Source organism: Micromonospora sp. 4G55 (assembly GCF_016803375.1).
On record NZ_JAEVHN010000018.1, the window covers coordinates 1 to 16,340 of the forward strand.

General features: G+C 71.7%; 17 protein-coding genes. 13 read left to right on the forward strand and 4 right to left on the reverse strand.

Going from position 1 to position 16,340, the window contains the following annotated elements; genetic code table 11:
• Positions 1-144: 144 nt before the first annotated feature.
• Positions 145-741, forward strand: coding sequence for a LysM peptidoglycan-binding domain-containing protein (locus JNW89_RS03325; protein WP_238447642.1), 597 nt, complete (start codon positions 145-147; stop codon positions 739-741).
• Between the two features lie 257 nt (positions 742-998).
• Here the strand turns inward: JNW89_RS03325 and JNW89_RS03330 are convergent, their stop codons facing one another.
• Positions 999-1,445, reverse strand: coding sequence for a hypothetical protein (locus tag JNW89_RS03330; protein ID WP_238447643.1), 447 nt, complete (start codon positions 1,443-1,445; stop codon positions 999-1,001).
• 422 nt (positions 1,446-1,867) lie between these two features.
• Between JNW89_RS03330 and JNW89_RS03335 the strand changes: the two genes are divergently transcribed.
• The 4 genes from JNW89_RS03335 to JNW89_RS03345 all read left to right on the forward strand — a co-directional run bounded on the left by JNW89_RS03335 (position 1,868) and on the right by JNW89_RS03345 (position 4,244).
• Positions 1,868-2,629 carry a BTAD domain-containing putative transcriptional regulator gene (locus JNW89_RS03335; RefSeq protein ID WP_238447644.1) on the forward strand — a complete coding sequence of 254 codons (762 nt, stop codon included), beginning with the start codon at positions 1,868-1,870 and terminating at the stop codon, positions 2,627-2,629.
• The gene (locus tag JNW89_RS03340; RefSeq protein WP_375155036.1) at positions 2,626-2,922 is read left to right on the forward strand and encodes a hypothetical protein; all 297 of its coding nucleotides are present in this window, start codon (positions 2,626-2,628) and stop codon (positions 2,920-2,922) included. The genes JNW89_RS03335 and JNW89_RS03340 overlap by 4 nt, the downstream gene beginning before the upstream one ends.
• Complete coding sequence (locus JNW89_RS38515) at positions 2,871-3,701, forward strand: DUF2637 domain-containing protein (RefSeq protein WP_375155037.1); 831 nt, start codon at positions 2,871-2,873, stop codon at positions 3,699-3,701. The genes JNW89_RS03340 and JNW89_RS38515 overlap by 52 nt, the downstream gene beginning before the upstream one ends.
• Before the next feature lie 240 nt (positions 3,702-3,941).
• Entirely contained in the window at positions 3,942-4,244 is a 303-nt protein-coding gene (locus JNW89_RS03345) for a hypothetical protein (protein ID WP_238447645.1), read from the forward strand.
• Positions 4,245-4,445: 201 nt separating this feature from the next.
• Here the strand turns inward: JNW89_RS03345 and JNW89_RS03350 are convergent, their stop codons facing one another.
• A complete protein-coding gene (locus JNW89_RS03350; RefSeq protein ID WP_238447646.1) occupies positions 4,446-5,189 on the reverse strand; it encodes a GntR family transcriptional regulator in 744 nt (247 codons plus the stop codon).
• Between the two features lie 278 nt (positions 5,190-5,467).
• Here JNW89_RS03350 and JNW89_RS03355 point away from each other — a divergent pair, with 278 nt between their 5' ends.
• From JNW89_RS03355 to JNW89_RS37955, 8 genes are read left to right on the forward strand one after another with little or no spacing between them, the layout of a single operon-like run.
• Positions 5,468-6,568 carry an ABC transporter substrate-binding protein gene (locus JNW89_RS03355; protein WP_238447647.1) on the forward strand — a complete coding sequence of 367 codons (1,101 nt, stop codon included), beginning with the start codon at positions 5,468-5,470 and terminating at the stop codon, positions 6,566-6,568.
• Between the two features lie 25 nt (positions 6,569-6,593).
• Positions 6,594-7,634 carry an ATP-binding cassette domain-containing protein gene (locus JNW89_RS03360; RefSeq protein WP_238447648.1) on the forward strand — a complete coding sequence of 347 codons (1,041 nt, stop codon included), beginning with the start codon at positions 6,594-6,596 and terminating at the stop codon, positions 7,632-7,634.
• Positions 7,528-8,130 (forward strand): ATP-binding cassette domain-containing protein, encoded by a 603-nt coding sequence (locus JNW89_RS03365; RefSeq protein ID WP_238447667.1) that lies wholly within the window; start codon positions 7,528-7,530, stop codon positions 8,128-8,130. Before JNW89_RS03360 ends, JNW89_RS03365 begins: the two co-directional genes overlap by 107 nt.
• Positions 8,127-9,086: an ABC transporter permease gene (locus JNW89_RS03370; protein WP_238447649.1), complete on the forward strand. Its 960-nt coding sequence runs from the start codon at positions 8,127-8,129 to the stop codon at positions 9,084-9,086. Before JNW89_RS03365 ends, JNW89_RS03370 begins: the two co-directional genes overlap by 4 nt.
• On the forward strand, positions 9,083-10,102 hold the full coding sequence (locus JNW89_RS03375; protein ID WP_238447650.1) for an ABC transporter permease: 1,020 nt from the start codon (positions 9,083-9,085) through the stop codon (positions 10,100-10,102). The genes JNW89_RS03370 and JNW89_RS03375 overlap by 4 nt, the downstream gene beginning before the upstream one ends.
• The gene (gene lsrF / locus JNW89_RS03380; RefSeq protein ID WP_238447651.1) at positions 10,095-10,979 is read left to right on the forward strand and encodes a 3-hydroxy-5-phosphonooxypentane-2,4-dione thiolase; all 885 of its coding nucleotides are present in this window, start codon (positions 10,095-10,097) and stop codon (positions 10,977-10,979) included. The genes JNW89_RS03375 and lsrF overlap by 8 nt, the downstream gene beginning before the upstream one ends.
• Before the next feature lie 59 nt (positions 10,980-11,038).
• A complete protein-coding gene (locus JNW89_RS03385; RefSeq protein ID WP_238447652.1) occupies positions 11,039-12,700 on the forward strand; it encodes a glycerol-3-phosphate dehydrogenase/oxidase in 1,662 nt (553 codons plus the stop codon).
• Positions 12,697-14,226: an FGGY-family carbohydrate kinase gene (locus JNW89_RS37955; RefSeq protein ID WP_238447653.1), complete on the forward strand. Its 1,530-nt coding sequence runs from the start codon at positions 12,697-12,699 to the stop codon at positions 14,224-14,226. Before JNW89_RS03385 ends, JNW89_RS37955 begins: the two co-directional genes overlap by 4 nt.
• Positions 14,227-14,322: 96 nt before the next feature.
• On the opposite strand, the gene JNW89_RS03395 is transcribed toward JNW89_RS37955, so the two are convergent.
• Together JNW89_RS03395 and JNW89_RS03400 are read right to left on the reverse strand one after the other, a co-directional pair.
• On the reverse strand, positions 14,323-14,763 hold the full coding sequence (locus JNW89_RS03395) for an SAM-dependent methyltransferase (RefSeq protein ID WP_375155038.1): 441 nt from the start codon (positions 14,761-14,763) through the stop codon (positions 14,323-14,325).
• A 207-nt stretch (positions 14,764-14,970) separates the two neighbouring features.
• On the reverse strand, positions 14,971-16,110 hold the full coding sequence (locus tag JNW89_RS03400) for an NAD(P)/FAD-dependent oxidoreductase (RefSeq protein ID WP_238447655.1): 1,140 nt from the start codon (positions 16,108-16,110) through the stop codon (positions 14,971-14,973).
• Between the last annotated feature and the right edge of the window lie 230 nt (positions 16,111-16,340).

Genomic DNA, 16,340 nt, shown 5'->3' on the forward strand with positions numbered 1-16,340 from the left:
CCCCGCCGCCGCTGCCGCCACGGACACCGCCGACACCGACGGGCAACCGGCCGGGCGCGGCGCAAGCACCGAAAACGCCGATCACGCCCGGCAGCAGCCGTCGGCGCGTCGCGCGACGCCCGGCCGACACGTCTGACCTACACCGTGCGGCGCGGTGACACCCTCTCCTCGATCGCCGCGCGGCACCTTGGCGACGAGCACCGCTGGCCCGACCTGTACCACCTCAACCGCGGCACCCACTTCCCCCACCCCGGCGGCACGCTGCGCGACCCGAACCTTATTCGCCCAGGTTGGACGCTCACCCTGCCCAGCGACGCCACCGGACTACCACAGCGCACCCCATCACCGCAGCCCGAGACCGCAGCCCCGCCGCCCACACCCACGATCGAATCCTCCGCCACACCGGCTGCCACCGCCGGCGCGCCCACCGCGGCGGCCACGAAGCCATCGAGCATTCCCACGCCGGCCTGCGTCGACGAACCTACGGGCGGTGCGCCCGACGGCCGCTCGGACACCGCGCGACCCGGGATCAGCCTGCCCAGCGGCAGTTGGGTCGACCTCGGCCTCGCCCTCGCGATCGCCGCAGCGGTCACCCTGGTGTGGGCACACCGGCGGCACCGCTACGTCCCCCCGCACACCCTCGGCGGCGCGCCGCTTGGACGACCCGGACCTGGCGCCCATGCCCCGCGTGGTCGCGCAGATCCGTCGTGGCCTGCGCCGCGCCTGCCTCGGCCAACCTGACCCGCGCGCGTCGACCGATCCGCGTGCCGACCACGACATCGACGACGAAGTCGCGGACGCCAGCAGCGGCAGTCTGAACATCAAGGGCGACGCCCAGGGCCCCACCAGCGGCCACCACCCTCATGCGGACGTCAATGGCGAGAGCGGGGGCCCACTGCCGGTGGTGCCGGCGTTGGACCACCCGCTGTCGGCGCTGTGGCCCCCGGCCGGGCTCGGGCTGACGGGGCCCGGCGCGGACGCCGCCGCCTGCGGACTGCTCACCGCCGCCCTCGCGACCGGCGGCGCCGACCATCCCCGAGGCGCGTACCGAAGTGGTCATCCCAAAGATGACCGTGGCGAGACTGCTCGGCACCGGAGCCCTCACCCTGCCCCGCACACCCCGGCTCACCGTCACCACCGACGTCGACGAGGCCCTGAACATCTGCGAAGCGCAGACGATGCATCGCGCCCGTCTGACCTGTCAGCACGAGGTCGACACCGTCGCCGACCTGCGCCGCGCCGACCCCTACGAACAGCCCCTCCCGCCGGTCATGCTGATCGCCGAGGCCACCAACCGCCACGACCGCGCCCGCATAGCTGCCCTGCTCGCTCAAGGCCAACGGCTGGACATCCATGGCGTGCTGCTCGGCGACTGGCCCGACGGCAGCACCGTCACCGTCGCGGCCGACGGTGCCACCACCTCCGACGGCGGCGAAGGCGCCCACCAGGGCAACCACCTCACAGACGTCGGCCGCCTCACCGTCCTGAGCCCTACCGAGACCAGCGACCTGCTCACCACACTCGCCGAGTCCCACACCGGCCAGCCACAGGCCCTCGGACCCACCCAACCCACGCCCCGGCCACAAGCTGAGACATCCGGCTGCACCCCGCCTGCCACCACCGAGCGGGGAGCGCCGGCCGTGACGGCTGAGGCCGACAGTAGCGCCGGCGACGCGTTCGACGGCACGGCAGCAGCAGCACACCACGTCCACAGCACACCCACCCATCTCGCGTCCAGCCCGCAGATCGCGCAGCACCTCGCGCCAGCGGCATCAGACACCACCAGCGATGAAGCCGAGGCGGCGCAGCAGCCAGCACACGACCCGCACGAACCCGAACCCGTGCGCGCCCGGTGCGGGTGCAAGTGTTGGGCACACCCCGCGTCGTTGACGGCGACCCGCAGCGCACCCCACGCGCCAAGTCCCTGGAACTGCTCGTCTACCTCGCCGTGCACGACGGAGCAGCCTCGACGGAGGCGATCCTCGACGACCTGCTACCCGACGCCCCGACCAGCAAGGCCGCCAGCCGGCTCTACACCTACGTCTCCGGCCTGCGCGCCGTCCTACGCGACACCGGCGGCCCCGGCAGCTACGTCACCCACCCCGACCACCGCTACCTGCTGCACCGCGACGCGCTGGATGTGGACCTGTGGCGGATGCGGGCGGCGATCCGCGAGGCCGGCCAGGCCACCGACGCGCAGACCCGCACCGCCGCGCTGCGCCGCGCCGTCGACGCCTACACCGGACCCCTCGCCCAGGGCTGCGACTACGAGTGGGTCGAGTCCTACCGCGAAGCGATCCGCCAGGATGCCCTCGATGCCCACCTCGCCCTCGCCGACGCCCTCGCCGGCGAACCCGCCCAACAGATCGCGGTGCTCGACGCGGCCATCGCCCACCACCCACGCCACGAGGCCCTCTACCAATCGGCGATGCGCGCCCACGCCGCGCTGGGGCACCTCGACGCCATCCGCGCCCTGCGCCGCCAGCTGACCCACGCCCTCGCCGACATCGACGCCGAACCCGACGACGACACCCTCGCCCTGGCCGACCGACTCGTCGCCCAGATCCAACGCACCCCGCGGCCAGGCCCGCCGCCCACGCCCCGCGCCGACAACGAGACCTCGGCATGAACAGCGCAACTGCACCTGCCACCACCGTCGAGGTGACCGAGGGGGACCGGCGTCACCTGCGGCGGTTGCGGTGGGCGGTGCGCGCGGTGCTCGCTCTCGGCGTCGCCGCATCGATCGCCGCGAACGTGCTGCACGCCCGACCAAACCCAATCAGCCAGGTCATTGCGGCCTGGCCGCCGCTGGCGCTGATGCTCACCGTCGAGCTGATCTCCCGCGTACCCACGCACCAACGGGTGCTGGCGTGCTGCGGCTGGTCGCCGCCGCACCGATCGCCGCCATCGCGGCCTGGGTGAGCTACTCGCACATGGCCGGCGTCGCCGCTCGCTACGGCGAAACCGAAGCCGCCGCCGCCTACCTGCTGCCGCTGTCCGTCGACGGGCTCGTCGTGGTCGCCAGCGTCAGCCTCGTCGAGATCACCGGCCGCCTTCGCGCCGCCACTCCACCGCGTTCTGCGGCTGCCCCCGGGCCGGCGGCAGCCGAACAGTCGCGACTCGGCGACGCGACGCTGCACGTCCCGTTGACAGCCGGAGCTGGATCTGAGGCTACGAGCAGGGTCGCTCCCCGCCGCTCGGCCCCCGCTTGTCCGGAGCCGGCCGAGAGAACACAACCCGTTGCGCCCGTCGCCGCTGCCGCCCTCAAGCCGCGCATCCCCCACCTGCCGTCGGCCACGACACAGCCCCCTCAGGAGCCGTACCGCCACGACCTACAGGCGGTTGACGACAAGGGGGCAGCACCGGCCGGTAACGACGAAAACACCAGCGCCGAAGTCGGCGAGCGGCGCCGCGCCGCACAGGCGCCACCCCGCGAACCGCTCGTGAGATCCAGCGGCGAGCAGCACGCGTCCAACGAGGATGCGGTGCCGACGAACACCGCCGCGGCGGTGGCGTACTGGCACAGCCGTGACCCGGAGCTGCATCCCTCGCAAGTCGCCGCGCGGATTGGTCGGTCCGAACGCACCGTCCGCCGCTACTGGCCTCCGCGGCCTCAAGGCAGCGGGGGCGTACGACAAGGGTCTGCTTCCCGGCCGTCAGAGCTGCTGACGCCTCCCGCCGGCCATCGCCTTGGGCGATAACCCTAAATGATGAGCCGCCGTGTCTGCGGCCCGTCCCGCTGAACCAGGCGAACGCCAGACACGAACAGGCATTGGGCCGCGACAGGTCATGATCCCGCTCTCGCGCTCCTGCTGCGGCATGAGGCGAACGACAACGGCGATCAGCCAGGTGCTGCGGGTCGGCGTTTCCCCGTCCGCCGCGACCGAGGTCCTCGCTGCCTCAGCAGTCGTCGTATGTGAGGGTCGGTCATACGGTAATGCGTGATCGGCATCGCTCACGATGACGCCGGCAGCCGGCTGGATGCCTTCCTGATGCTCTTTCGCCGCGGTGAAACGGGGAGCGATCAGGCCGAGCCAGTCCTGCTCGATGTCGACGAAGACGCTCTGGTAGCGGTCGGGATCACGGATGGTGAGAGCTGCCAACTCGAAGTACAGGGCGAAGAAGGGACGCAGTCCGGGTTGTTTCGCCTCAGCCGACAGTCGCTCGATCGCCTCGACGAGATCGACGGGGATGTCGCCTGTCCGCGCAGTCGCCCGGCGAGGATGCCGGAAAGCTCGGTGTGACGGGAGCGCAGGTGACGCCACCTCCCGTTTCCGGCAAGCCCCCTTGAATCCCTTGGCCCGCCGTCGGGCTCCCTGCTCGGCCTCGCTCGAGATGGCCGCGGCGATGCCCCCTCTCCGTAGGTCGTTGTGGAACCAAGTCCAGGCTCGGGTGCTGCCCATCCGGGGCGTAGGAGGAGGCACACCGCTTGGTGCTGCTGAGGTTCAGCGGATACCGACGAAGAAGCGGGTCTGGTCGCTGCGGTGCAATGCGTAGTAGGCCTCGAACCGGGTGCCGTCCGGTAGCCAGGCCACGGACTCGATGCCGAGCAGGGGCGTCGAGGTGGTGACCTCGAGCAGGGCAGCGTCCTCGGGTTCGGGGAAGACGGCTTCGACCCAGCGGTCGGCCCCGACGGGTTCGAGCCCGTACCGGCGGCGCAGCACGTCGTAGAGGGACTGGTTCTCCAGGACGGCGCGGTCCAGGCCGGGCACCAGCCGGGCCGGCAGCGCGGTGTCGACGAGCAGCCAGGGCTGGCCGTCGACACGCCGTAGCCGGCGCATCCGCACGACCGACTCGCCGACCGGAATCTGTAGCAGGTCCGCCTCGCGCTGGTCCGCCGGACTGAAGCTCTGGCTGATCGTGTGGGTGGTGACCCGGCGTCCCGACTCTCGCAGGTCATCGGCGGAGCCGGACACGGAGCCGACGAAGCGCAGCTCGGTCTTGCGGGGAGCGACGAAGGCGCCCCGCCCCTTGACCTTGTAGATCATTCGTTGCTGGACGAGCTCACGCAGCGCCTCGCGAACGACGGTGCGGGAGACGCCATAGAGGTCGGTCAACTCCGCCTCCGACGGCAACGGCCGGTCCGGGGCTATCTCACCGGCCTCGATCTGGCCGCGCAGCTCTCGCATCAGCTGCATCCACAGCGGCTCGCTCCCATCGCGGATGAGCCGCCGGTACGTCATCGTCATGGACTTCCTTCCCCATCGATCGGATACAGCATGCCATGACCGCGCGGTCCTGTCATGACAGGAGGCGGGGGTCGATTGCCGGAGTAAGCATTGAATTGGTACGGGAACGTAACCCGAATCACTGTGACTTGAAACACGTTTGTCATCGACCTCTAGCGAACCTGTCACTACAGGTCTGTAATGACTGGACCTCATCGCAGCCCCTCAGCTGCGGTCAGCTGACGGAGCACGTCCACTCCCGCCCCGGCGGGTTTTCGCTCTCTCTGGAGGCCCCCACCATGCGTACCCATCCCTCGTCCCGACGGCGGCGCACCGCCGTCATGGCCGCGCTCGTCGCGACCGTCGCGGTCACCGCGACCGCCTGCGGCTCCGGCGCGAGCGGCGGCAACGCCAAGGACGGCGACAAGCCGTTCATCGCGCTGAGCAACGGCTTCATCGGCAACGGCTGGCGGCAGACCATGATCGCCAAGTTCGAGGCCGCCGCCACCAAGGCACAGAGCGACGGGCTGATCGGCAAGTTCAAGGTCGTCAACGCCCCCGGCGAGAACTCGGCCACCGAGCAGGTCGCCCAGATCAAGAGCCTGCTGCTGCAGAAGCCGGACGCCCTGCTGATCGACCCGGCCTCGCCGACCGCGCTCAAGCCGGTCATCCAGCAGGCCTGCGACGCCGGCATCAAGGTCGTGGTCTTCGACTCGGCGATCGACGCCCCCTGCGCCCACGTGCTGCTCAACAGCTTCAAGGACTGGGCGACGGCCGCGGCCGAGCCGCTGGTGAAGGGCATCGGCGGCAAGGGCACGGTGATCGTCAGCCGGGGCGTGGTCGGCTCCCAGCCCGAGGCGGAGATGTACCAGACCACGCAGGACATCCTGGCCAAGAACCCGGACATCAAGGTCGCCGCGACCGTCAACGGCATGTGCGACGGCGCCAAGGCGCAGAAGGCCGTGCTCGGTGTGCTGTCGAGCGTGCCGAAGGTCGACGGGGTCATCGGCTGTGGGGACGGTTACGGCGTCGCCCAGGCCTTCACCAGCGCGGGCAAGCCGGTCCCGGCGGTCACCTTCGAGACCAACGGCCGCGCGCTGAAGTACTGGCAGGACAGCAAGCTCGACAACGGCTCGGTCGCGGTCATGTCCGACCCGGGCCAGTCGGTCGCCGCCCTGTGGGAGGCAATCGACCTGCTCGACGGCAAGGACATCCCGAAGGAGATCACCTTCCCGATCGTGCTGGTGGAGCAGAAGGACGTCGCCGCGTGGGCCGGCGTCCTGAAGCCCGACGAGTACGCCGCCTGGCCGTGGACCCAGGAGCTCTTCCGCAAGCAGGTCGAGGCCGTGAAGAGCGGCGGCGCCCCGGTGCAGCCGCCGATCCCGACGGCCGCCGGCTGACCAAACAGCAACAGAGGAGCGCATGATGCACGTCGACAACCTGCCGGTGGGGTCGCACGCGGCCCCGCCGCAGGGCGACCGGAAGCCGTCCGCGGTGCCACCGGTCGTCACCGCGCGGCGGGTGACCAGGACGTACGGGCGCACCCGAGCCCTCACCGGGGTGGACCTCGACGTCCGCGCCGGTGAGGTGCTCGGCCTCGTCGGTCACAACGGCGCAGGCAAGAGCACGCTGATGCGCGTCCTCGCCGGCCTCGAAGCGTGCGACGAGGGCACGGTCACCGTGGGTGGGCGGGAGGCGCCGCGCGACGTCGCGCCGGGCTCCGAGCCGTTCCGTGCAGTCCGGATGGCCTACCAGGAAACGTCGCTCTGCCCCGACCTCACCGTCGCGGAGAACATCTGGGTCTCCTCCCGGCACTGCCTGCCCCGCCTGCGCTGGCGGCGGGCGGCCAGCGCGGCGGTCGCCCGCCGGCTGGACGAGATGTTCCTGGGCCACGGGGTGTCGCCGCGGGATCGGGTCGAGGACCTGTCGCTGGCCCAGCGGCAGATGGTGGAGATCGCCCGGGCGAGCCTCGTCGATCGGCTTGAGCTGCTGATCCTGGACGAGCCGACCGAGTCGCTCGGCCCGGACGCCGCGCGGTCGCTCTACGGGTACGTCCGGCGGCTCACCGCCCAGGGCACGGCCGTCCTGCTCATCTCGCACCGGATCCGTGAGGTGCTCTCCGTGGCCGACCGGGTCGCGGTGATGCGCGACGGCGCGGTCGTCGCGGAGCGGCCCGCGGCCGGCCTCAGCGAACAGGACGTGCTCACCCTGATGGGCGCGGAGGTGGCCGAGCCCGCCGCCGCGCCCGCCCCCCGCCCGCGTGGCCGGCGACCGGCCGGCCGTCGCCGAACTACGCGGCGCCACCGGCCACGGCCTGCACGACGTGTCGATCACGGTCGGTCGGGGCGAGGTCGTCGGGCTGGCCGGCCTCGCCGGTCAGGGCCAGCAGCAGGTGCTCGAACGGCTGTGGCGCCCCGTCCGGCGGGACACCACAGTCGAGGGCACCCGCGCCTACGTGCCCGGTGATCGGCAGCGCTCCGGCGTCCTGCCGCTGTGGTCCGTGGCGGAGAACCTCATCGTCACCGCCATGCGCGGCCTGGCCCGGTACGGCGTACGCCGCACCGGCGCGGAGGACGCCGCGGTCCGCGACTGGGTGGACCGGTTGGCCATCCGCGGTGGCGCCGACGCGAGCATGACCGAGCTCAGCGGCGGCAATCAGCAGAAGGTCATCGTGGCCCGGGCGTTCGCCTCCACGGCGGACCTGGTCCTGCTCGACGACCCGTTCCGCGGGGTCGACGTGCACACGAAGACCGACCTCTACACGCTCATTCGGCAGGAGGCGGCGGGCGGCCGCAGCGTGGTCTGGTACTCGAGCGAGAACACCGAAATGGTGCACTGCGACCGGGTCTACGTGCTGCGCGCCGGCCGGGTCGTCGCCGAGCTGACCGGCGCGGAAATCTCCGAGGAACGGATCATCGCCGTCTCCTTCGCCGAATCCGAGCCCATGGGAGCACAGCAATGACGAATCTCGTCGCGACGGCGATGCCGTCGCGGGCCCTGCTGCGCCGCACCGGACCCGCCATGGTCAGCGCGGTCGCCATGGTGGCCATGATCGCGGTCTGCGCGTCGCTGCAGTCCGACGTGCTGACCGTCCCCGGTCTCACACTGGTCCTCTCGGCCACCGTGCCCCTGGTCATCGCGGCCCAGGCCCAGATGGTGCTCATGTCCGTGGGCGACATTGACCTCGGCATCGGCAACTTCGTCGGCCTGGTCACCGTCATCACCGCCACGAAGCTGGTCTCCTCTCCCGGCACCGGCGCGCTGATGCTGCTCGGTCTCGTGGCGGCCTACGCGGTGCTCGGCGCGCTGATCCACCTGCGCCGGGTGCCGTCGCTGATCGCCACCCTCGGCGCCTCGTTCGTCTGGCTGGGACTGGGGATGTTCGTCCTGCCCACGCCGGGCGGCAGCACCCCGGGGTGGTTGGCGGCCTTCGGCTCCTGGCAGCCGGTCGGCTTCCCCGCCCCGCTGCTGCCGATCCTCGTCGTCGCCGCGGTGGTCTGGCTGCTGTCCGCCCGCAGCTCCGTCGGGGTGCGGGTCCGCGCGCTGGGTAGCAACCCGGTCGCGCTGCAACGGGCCGGCCTGCCACCGCTGACGGCGCGGATCATCGCGTACGTCGTGGCCGGGGCGCTCGGCGTGCTCTCCGGGCTCGCCCTCGCGTCGCAGACCGGCGGCGGCGACGTCTCGTCCGCCACCAGCTACACCCTGATCACGGTCGCCGCGGTGATCCTCGGCGGCGGATCCTTCGCCGGCGGCACCGCCGTGCCGTGGGGCGTCGCCATCGGCGGCATCACCCTCGGCCTTGTCAGTGTCGTCCTCAGCCTGCTCGACGTGCCGTCGAACATGCAGTCGGCCGTACAGGGCGTGATCGTGCTGGCCGTGCTCGCCGGCCGCGCCGTGGTCGGAAAGGTGCTCCGATGACCCTCCGTACGCTCGCCCGCCCCTGGATCTGGGGCTTCGTCGCCGCCGCGCTGGTCTGGGTCACCATCCTTGCCATCTCCAGTCAGGGCAGCGGGCAGACCGTCTCGCTCGCGCTGTCCCTGGCCCCGTACCTGATCATCGTCGGCCTGGGCCAGATGCTGGTGATCACCGCGGGCCCGGGCAACATCGACGTGTCGGTGGCGCCGATCATCTCCCTCGCCGGCTTCGTCGCGGTCCAGGTGACCACGTCGACCGGTTCGGTGCCGGTCGGCATCCTGGCCGGCATCGGGACCGGGCTGGCCGTCGCGGTGATCAGCGTGGTGGCGATCCTCGGGCTGTCCGTCCCGCCGATCATCGCCACCCTGGCCGCCGGGCTGATCGCCTCGTCGCTGACGCTGTCGCTGGCCGACGGCTTCACCGCAGTGCCCGACGACGGGCTGCGCCAGCTGCTCAACCTGCGCCCGGCCGGCGTACCCGTGCTCGCCGTCGCGGTGGCCGCGCTGACCGCGCTGGTCGTGGCCCTGCTCCGCCGCACGACCTACGGTCGCTCGCTGCTCGCGGTCGGGCAGAGCCGGCCGGCTGCGGAACGCGCCGGCATCCCCGTCACCCGGATCATCGCCACCACCTACCTGGCCAGCGGCGCCCTCGCCGGACTGGCGGGCGCGCTGCTCGCCGCCTACATCGCGCCGTCGCCCGACCTGGGCACCCGCTACCTGCTTGACTCGGTCGCCGTCGTCGTCATCGGCGGCACGCTCATCTCGGGCGGCCGGGCCGTGCCGGTCGGCATCTGGGGCAGCGCGCTCTTCTTCATCCTGCTCGACGGTCTCGTCAACCTCGTGGGCTGGAGCACGGCCGCGCAGAACCTGCTCAAGGGCGGCCTGGTGCTGTTCGTCCTCTTCCTCGCCGGTGGCGGAGCACTCCGCAACGCCGGCGCGACCACCCGAACCCGTCGACGGCTGCGACCCGCAGCCGCGACCACCGCTGCAACTAGCACAGGAGAGAACACCAATGGCTGACACCGACGGTCTGCTCGACGCCCGCAACTTCGACGGGACCGCCCCGACGGCCACGGGCTTCCACGTCAAGGGAGCCCACGCCCAGGACTGGGGCCTGCAGAACCGGCTGGCCCGGATCTTCCGACCCGACAACGGCCGTACGGTGATGCTGGCCTTCGACCATGGCTACTTCCTTGGGCCGATGGCCGGCCTGGAGCGGATCGACACCAACATCGCCCCGCTCGTGCCGGACGCCGACGCGATCATGATGACCCGCGGCGCCCTGCGCACCAGCATCCCGTCGCACAGCAGCGCCGGTATCGTGCTGCGGGCCAGCGGCGGGCCCAGCGTGCTGCGGGACCTCTCGGACGAGCACATCGCCCTGGACATCGAGGACGCGGTCCGGCTCAACGCCGCGGCGCTGGCGATCCAGGTGTTCATCGGCGGCGAGCACGAGTCCCGGTCGGTGGCGAACCTGGCGACCCTGGTGGACGCCGGGCAGCGGCACGGCATCGCCGTGCTCGGCGTGACCGCCGTCGGCAAGGACATGGTCCGCGACGCGCGCTACTTCCGGCTCGCCACCCGGATCAGCGCGGAGATGGGCGCCCACATCGTCAAGACGTACTACGTCAACGAGGGCTTCGAGACCGTGACCGCCAGCTGCCCGGTGCCGATCATCGTCGCCGGCGGCAAGAAGCTGCCCGAGCTCGACGCGCTGACCATGGCGTACCGGGCGATGCAGGAGGGCGCGGCGGGCGTCGACATGGGCCGCAACATCTTCCAGAGCGAGTACCCGGCCGCGATGCTGGCCGCGGTCCGCGCCGTGGTGCACGACGACGCCAAGCCCGAGGACGCCTACGAGCTCTTCCGGGAGCGGTCGGCCTCTTCCGCGTCCTGATCATCGCCAGGGGTGCGGGTCTCCCACCGGCCCGCACCCCTCATCTTTGGGAGCTCCTCATGTCACACCCACAGTCCGGCGCCGATGACATCGTCGACCTCGTGATCATCGGCGCCGGCATCAACGGCCTCGCCATCGCCCGAGACGCCGCCAGCCGGGGCCTCAGCGTCGTCGTGGTCGACCGCGGTGACGTCGGCGCCGGCACCACCGCCACCTCCAGCCGACTCATCCACGGCGGCCTGAAATACCTCGAGCGCTACGACTTCGCCCTGGTGCACGAGTCGATCCGGGAACGGCACCTGCTGTTCCGCACCGCACCGCACCTGGTGCACGACTACCCCATGCTGATCCCGTTCTACGCCGGCGACAGCCGGCCGGGACCCCTGATCCGCCTCGGCCTTGCCGCGTTCGACGTCCTGGCCGCGGGCCGCGGGCGCGGACGCAGCCGGGGCCTGTCCGCCCAGGCGATCGGCCGACGCTGGCCCCACCTCTCTCGCAAGGGGCTGCGTGGCGGGGTGCTCTTCAACGACGCCCAGGTGCCGTGGGCCGAGCGCCTCTGCGTCGAGCTGCTGATCGACGCCGAGCAGCTGGGCGCGCGGGTGCTGACCTACACCACGGTGACCGGTCTTCTCGTAACCGACGGGCGGGTGCACGGGGTCAGGACCCGGGACAACCAGTCGGGGCGCGAGGGGGAGATCCGGGCCCGCGTCACGATCAACGCGGCCGGGCCGTGGATCGACCGGATCCTCGACAACCAGGTCGAAAGCCGGCGCCTCAACGGCGGCACCAAGGGCAGCCACGTCATCGTCGACCCGTTCCCGGGTGCCCCGGACACCTGCATCTTCTTCGAGGCCGCCGCCGACCGGCGACCGATCTTCATCTTCCCGTGGGAGGGCCGCTACGTCCTCGGCAGCACCGACCTTACCTACGAAGGGGACCTGGACGAGGTCGTCGCCAGCGACGCCGAGATCGACTACCTGCTCACCGAGGCCAACCGGTTGTTCCCCCAGGCCGGCCTCACCCCGGACGACGTGCTCTACAGCGTCGCCGGAGTCCGCCCGCTGCCCTACACGGCCGGCGTGTCGGACAACGCCAAGATCAGTCGTGGGCACACGGTGCTCAATCACGCGCCCGCGTACGCGGGGCTGCTCACGATCATCGGCGGCAAGCTGACCACCCACCGCGCCCTCGCCGAGGACGCCACCGACGAGGCACTGAAGGTGCTCGGCCGGCCGCGGCAACGGTGCACCACCCGTACCCGGCCGCTGCCCGGCGCCGACACCCCGGACTGGTACGCCTTCCGCGCGGACTTCGCGCGCTCGGCCACTCCGTTCACCCCGGCGCAGTCCGCCCGGCTGCTGGACATCTACGGCGTCCGCGCCCGCCGGGTGCTCGAACTCGCCGTAGCCGAAGCGGCGCTGGCCGAAGTCGTCGACGAGCGGACCGGGGCGGTCGCCGCCGAGGTGGTCATGGCCTTCCGCGAGGAGCGGGCCGTGACCTTGGCCGACGTGCTGCTGCGCCGTACGCTGGTCGGCCTCGGCCCGGACATGGCGGTGTCGACGGCCGTGACCTGCGCGGACGTCGCCGTACGGCATCTCGGCTGGGACACCGAACGGGCCGACGCCGAGGTGGCCGCCTACCGGGCGGAGCTGCGGCGCTTCCGCCCGCGCGGGCTGAACCTCGCCCCGGCGACCGGAACGAGCGACAGGAGGACGTCGTGACGATTCCGCACACCTGCTACCTCGGGGTCGACGTCGGCCTGACCGCCACCAAGGTGGCCGCCTTCGACGTCGTCGGCAACGAACTGGCCGTGGTGCACGCCCGCACTCCGCGGACCAGCGTCACCGCCCACCGCCACGACGTCGACATGACCGCCCTCGCCGACACGGTGCTGTCGCTGCTGGCGCAGGTCGGCGGCAAGCTGGCCGCCGAGGGGTACGCCCCGGCGGGCATCGGCGTGGCCGCACACGGCAACGGCATCTACCCGGTCGACGCGGCCCTGCGCCCGATCGGGCCGGCCATCGCCTCGTCGGACAGCCGGGCGCAGCACATCGTCCAGGCGATCCCGCCGGAGGGAGCCCGCCGGCTGGCCCGGGAGACCGGCTCGATCCCGTGGGCCGCCCAGCCCGCCGTCCTGCTGCGCTGGCTGCGGGACGCCGAACCGGCAACCTACGCCGCCACCCGGTGGGTACTGTCCTGCAAAGACTGGGTCACCGCACAGCTCACTGGCGTGGCCAGCGCGGACTACAGCGATGCCAGCGCGTTCGGCATGGTCGGGCTCGACACCCGCGCGTACACGCCCACGGCGCTCCAGTTGGTCGGCCTGCCCGCCGCCGACCTGGACCGGTTCCCACCGCTGCGCAGGTCCGACGAGGTGGTCGCCGGTCTGAGCGCGGCGACCTCGGCCCGCACGGGGCTGCCCGAGGGCCTGCCGGTCATCGCCGGGTGCATGGACTGCGTGGCCGCCACACTCGGCGCCGGGGGACGGGAACTCGGAGACGGGACGATCATCGTCGGCACCTGGGCGATCAACGGGGTGGTGGTGCCCGCGCGCACCCCCGCCCCGGAGGTCACGCTCAGCGCGTTCATGCCCGATCCGGCCACGATGCTGGCCATGGAGGTGGCCCCCACGTCAGCGGCCAACCTCGACTGGCTCGCCTGCGCCGGGGTGCCCCACCAGCAGACCGGCGGCGTCGCCGCGGCGGAACTGCTGCAGGAGGCCGCCGCGGTGCCGCCGGGCGCCGACGGCCTGCTGTTCCTGCCCTTCGTCAACGGCTCGCCCGAGCATCCGTCGGCGTCCGGCACCTTCCTCGGCATCTCCAGCAACCACCGCCGGGGCCACCTCACCCGGGCGGTCATCGAAGGCGTCGCGCAGTACCACCGGGTGCAGCTCGACCGGGTGCTGGCCAGCGGCGCGGACGTCGGTGACCGGCCCTGGCGGCTGGCCGGTGGCGGCGCGCGGTCGACGGTGTGGGCGCAGATCTTCGCCGACGTGCTCGGCCGCCCGGTCCGGCGGCAGCTCACCAGCGAACTCGGTGCCCGGGGCGTCGCCTCCCTGCTGCCCGGCGCCCTCGGCCACGACGTGCCGCCGTGGACCGTCAACGACGAGGACGACCTTTGCGTGCACCCGGGGCCGGACCGCGCCGCCTACCGGGAACACGCCCAGGTGTTCGACCGCTGTCTCGCCGGTATGTCCTCTGTGTGGTCGGAGGTCGAGCGCTACCGCAGCGCTGGGAGGAGCTCCTGACATCCTGTCAGGGACGCGGGTCCTCGGCGTGCGCTCCGCAGTCTTGACACTCCCACACGTCTCCTGGCGGAGTGGGCGGTCGAGTGGGTCCGTCGGCTAGTCGAAATATTCGGTCATCAGCCGGTTGACCCACTCCGGCTGTCGGATGTGGTTCGGCAGGAACTGGTGCATGACGGGTTTGATGTCGAGGACGGGGGTGCCGGTGATCGCGTCCAGGCCGCGTACCCGAAGTTTCCTCCCGTGGGCGGAGACGATCTCGCAGATGGTGCAGCCGATGCGGTTGGGTCGGCGTGGTCCTCGGTCGGCGAATACGCCGACCTCGGGGAGGTCGGCTCGGCCCTGTGGTCGTAGTGGCTGATGGTAGTTGTCGCGTTCGGGGAGGCGGTCGAAGGTGAAGACCACCTCGACGTGGGAGAACTCGGCGAGTCCGGTGAGACAGTGGTCGCCGAATCGCGGCTCGATCAAGATGGTGCTCTCCACGCCGCCCCAATGGTCGGTGTCTGCCGGATCCTGTCGTTCGTTGTGGACCGTTCCGATCGGGTCACGCTGATCGGCGGTGGGGTCGTGGGCGAGGCCGCATCGACCTGAAGGCCCGGCTCCGCGCCGGGAACCGGCTCGCCCGGTCGTTGGTCTTCGGTGCCGGTGCGAGGAGGTGGGGTTCTGCCGGCTGGCGGTGGTGTCGTCATGGATACCTCTCCACGGACGAGCTCCTCTTCATCGAGGTGGTGTTTGGCGGATGACGGATCAACTGTTGATCGGTTTCCGTGCGCGGAGGCCGATCGCCCGGGCGATCCGCCGTGCTTCGATGGGATGCTGGCGGAGGTTGCCTTCGATCGCAGTTTGGTAGCCGATGAACCACAGTCCCGCTGCGAGCGGGTATGTGCCGGCGCCGGGCTTGGGCCGTCCGTTGTGGTCGAGGACGCCAAGGTGCCCGACGAGACCGGTGAGGCCGGGGACGTAGCCGGTGGCGGCGAGCACGAGGTCGGGTTGGAGCCGGGTGCCGTCGTCGAGCACGACGTCGGGGCCGTCGAGATGGTCAACCTCGGCGACGACGTGCACTCGGCCGGCGGTGAGATGCGCGATGAAGCCCTGGTCGATCGCGACGGTGACGCCGGTGGTGCGCATGCGCTCGAACGGGCCTCGCCTGGGGGTGGGTAGTCCGTAGGCGCTGAGGTCGCCGAACGCGTGGTGCGCCACGGCACGGGCGAGGCGGTCGCGGATGCGTTCGGGCACTGGCCGCAGCGCGAGGGTGAGTGGGTGCAGGGGAACGCCGTAGAGCTGTCGGGGCAGGATGGTCGGTGGCGTGCGTACCGACATCCACAGGTGCTTGACACCGGCGTCGACGAGGTGGCCGGCGATCTCGACGCCGGAGTTGCCGGCGCCGACGAGCAGGACGCGGGCACCGGCGAGGTCGGCGACGCGGCGCAGGTCGGCGACGTGCCGGATCGGCCGTTGAAAGGTCGCGCGTCCGGACCAGTCGGGCATGTTGGGGACGCGGTCGTGGCCGGTGGCGACAACGACGTGCTGGCTGCGGTAGCGGCCGTGGTCCGTGGTGACCTGCCAACCGCCGGCGACAGGGTCGATCCGGTGGGCACGGACACCGTAGTGCACCTGGAGCCGCTCGTGTCGGGTGAAGCGCTCGAGGTAGTCGATGTAGTCGTCGCGGCTGACCCACCGGCCGGCGCGTCTGGGGATGCGCAGCCCCGGCAGGTGAGACAGCCAGCGGATGGTGTTCAGATGCAGTTCCTGGTGGCGGTGCCGCCAGGAGGTGCCCACCGCGGCGCCCTGTTCGAGGATGACCGGGTTGATGTGGCGCCGCAGCAGGGCGGCTCCGGCCGCCAGCCCGGCCGGGCCGGCGCCGATGACGACGGCGGCGGGCGTCACGCCGCCCGCCCGGAGCCCGGTGCGGTGAGCTTGGTGCGAGCGAGCAGGACGAAGCCGAAAGCGTACAGGCCGCGCCGACCACTTCGAAGATCTGGATGAACGGTGGGTGCGGGCCGGCGGCGAAGATCAGCAGGCCGCCGAGCCAGTAGGTGAGTGCGCCGATGCCGAGTGCCAGTCCGCATGCTCGGGCTCCGCCGCGAACAAGGGCGGCGGCGAGGATGGCGTACCCG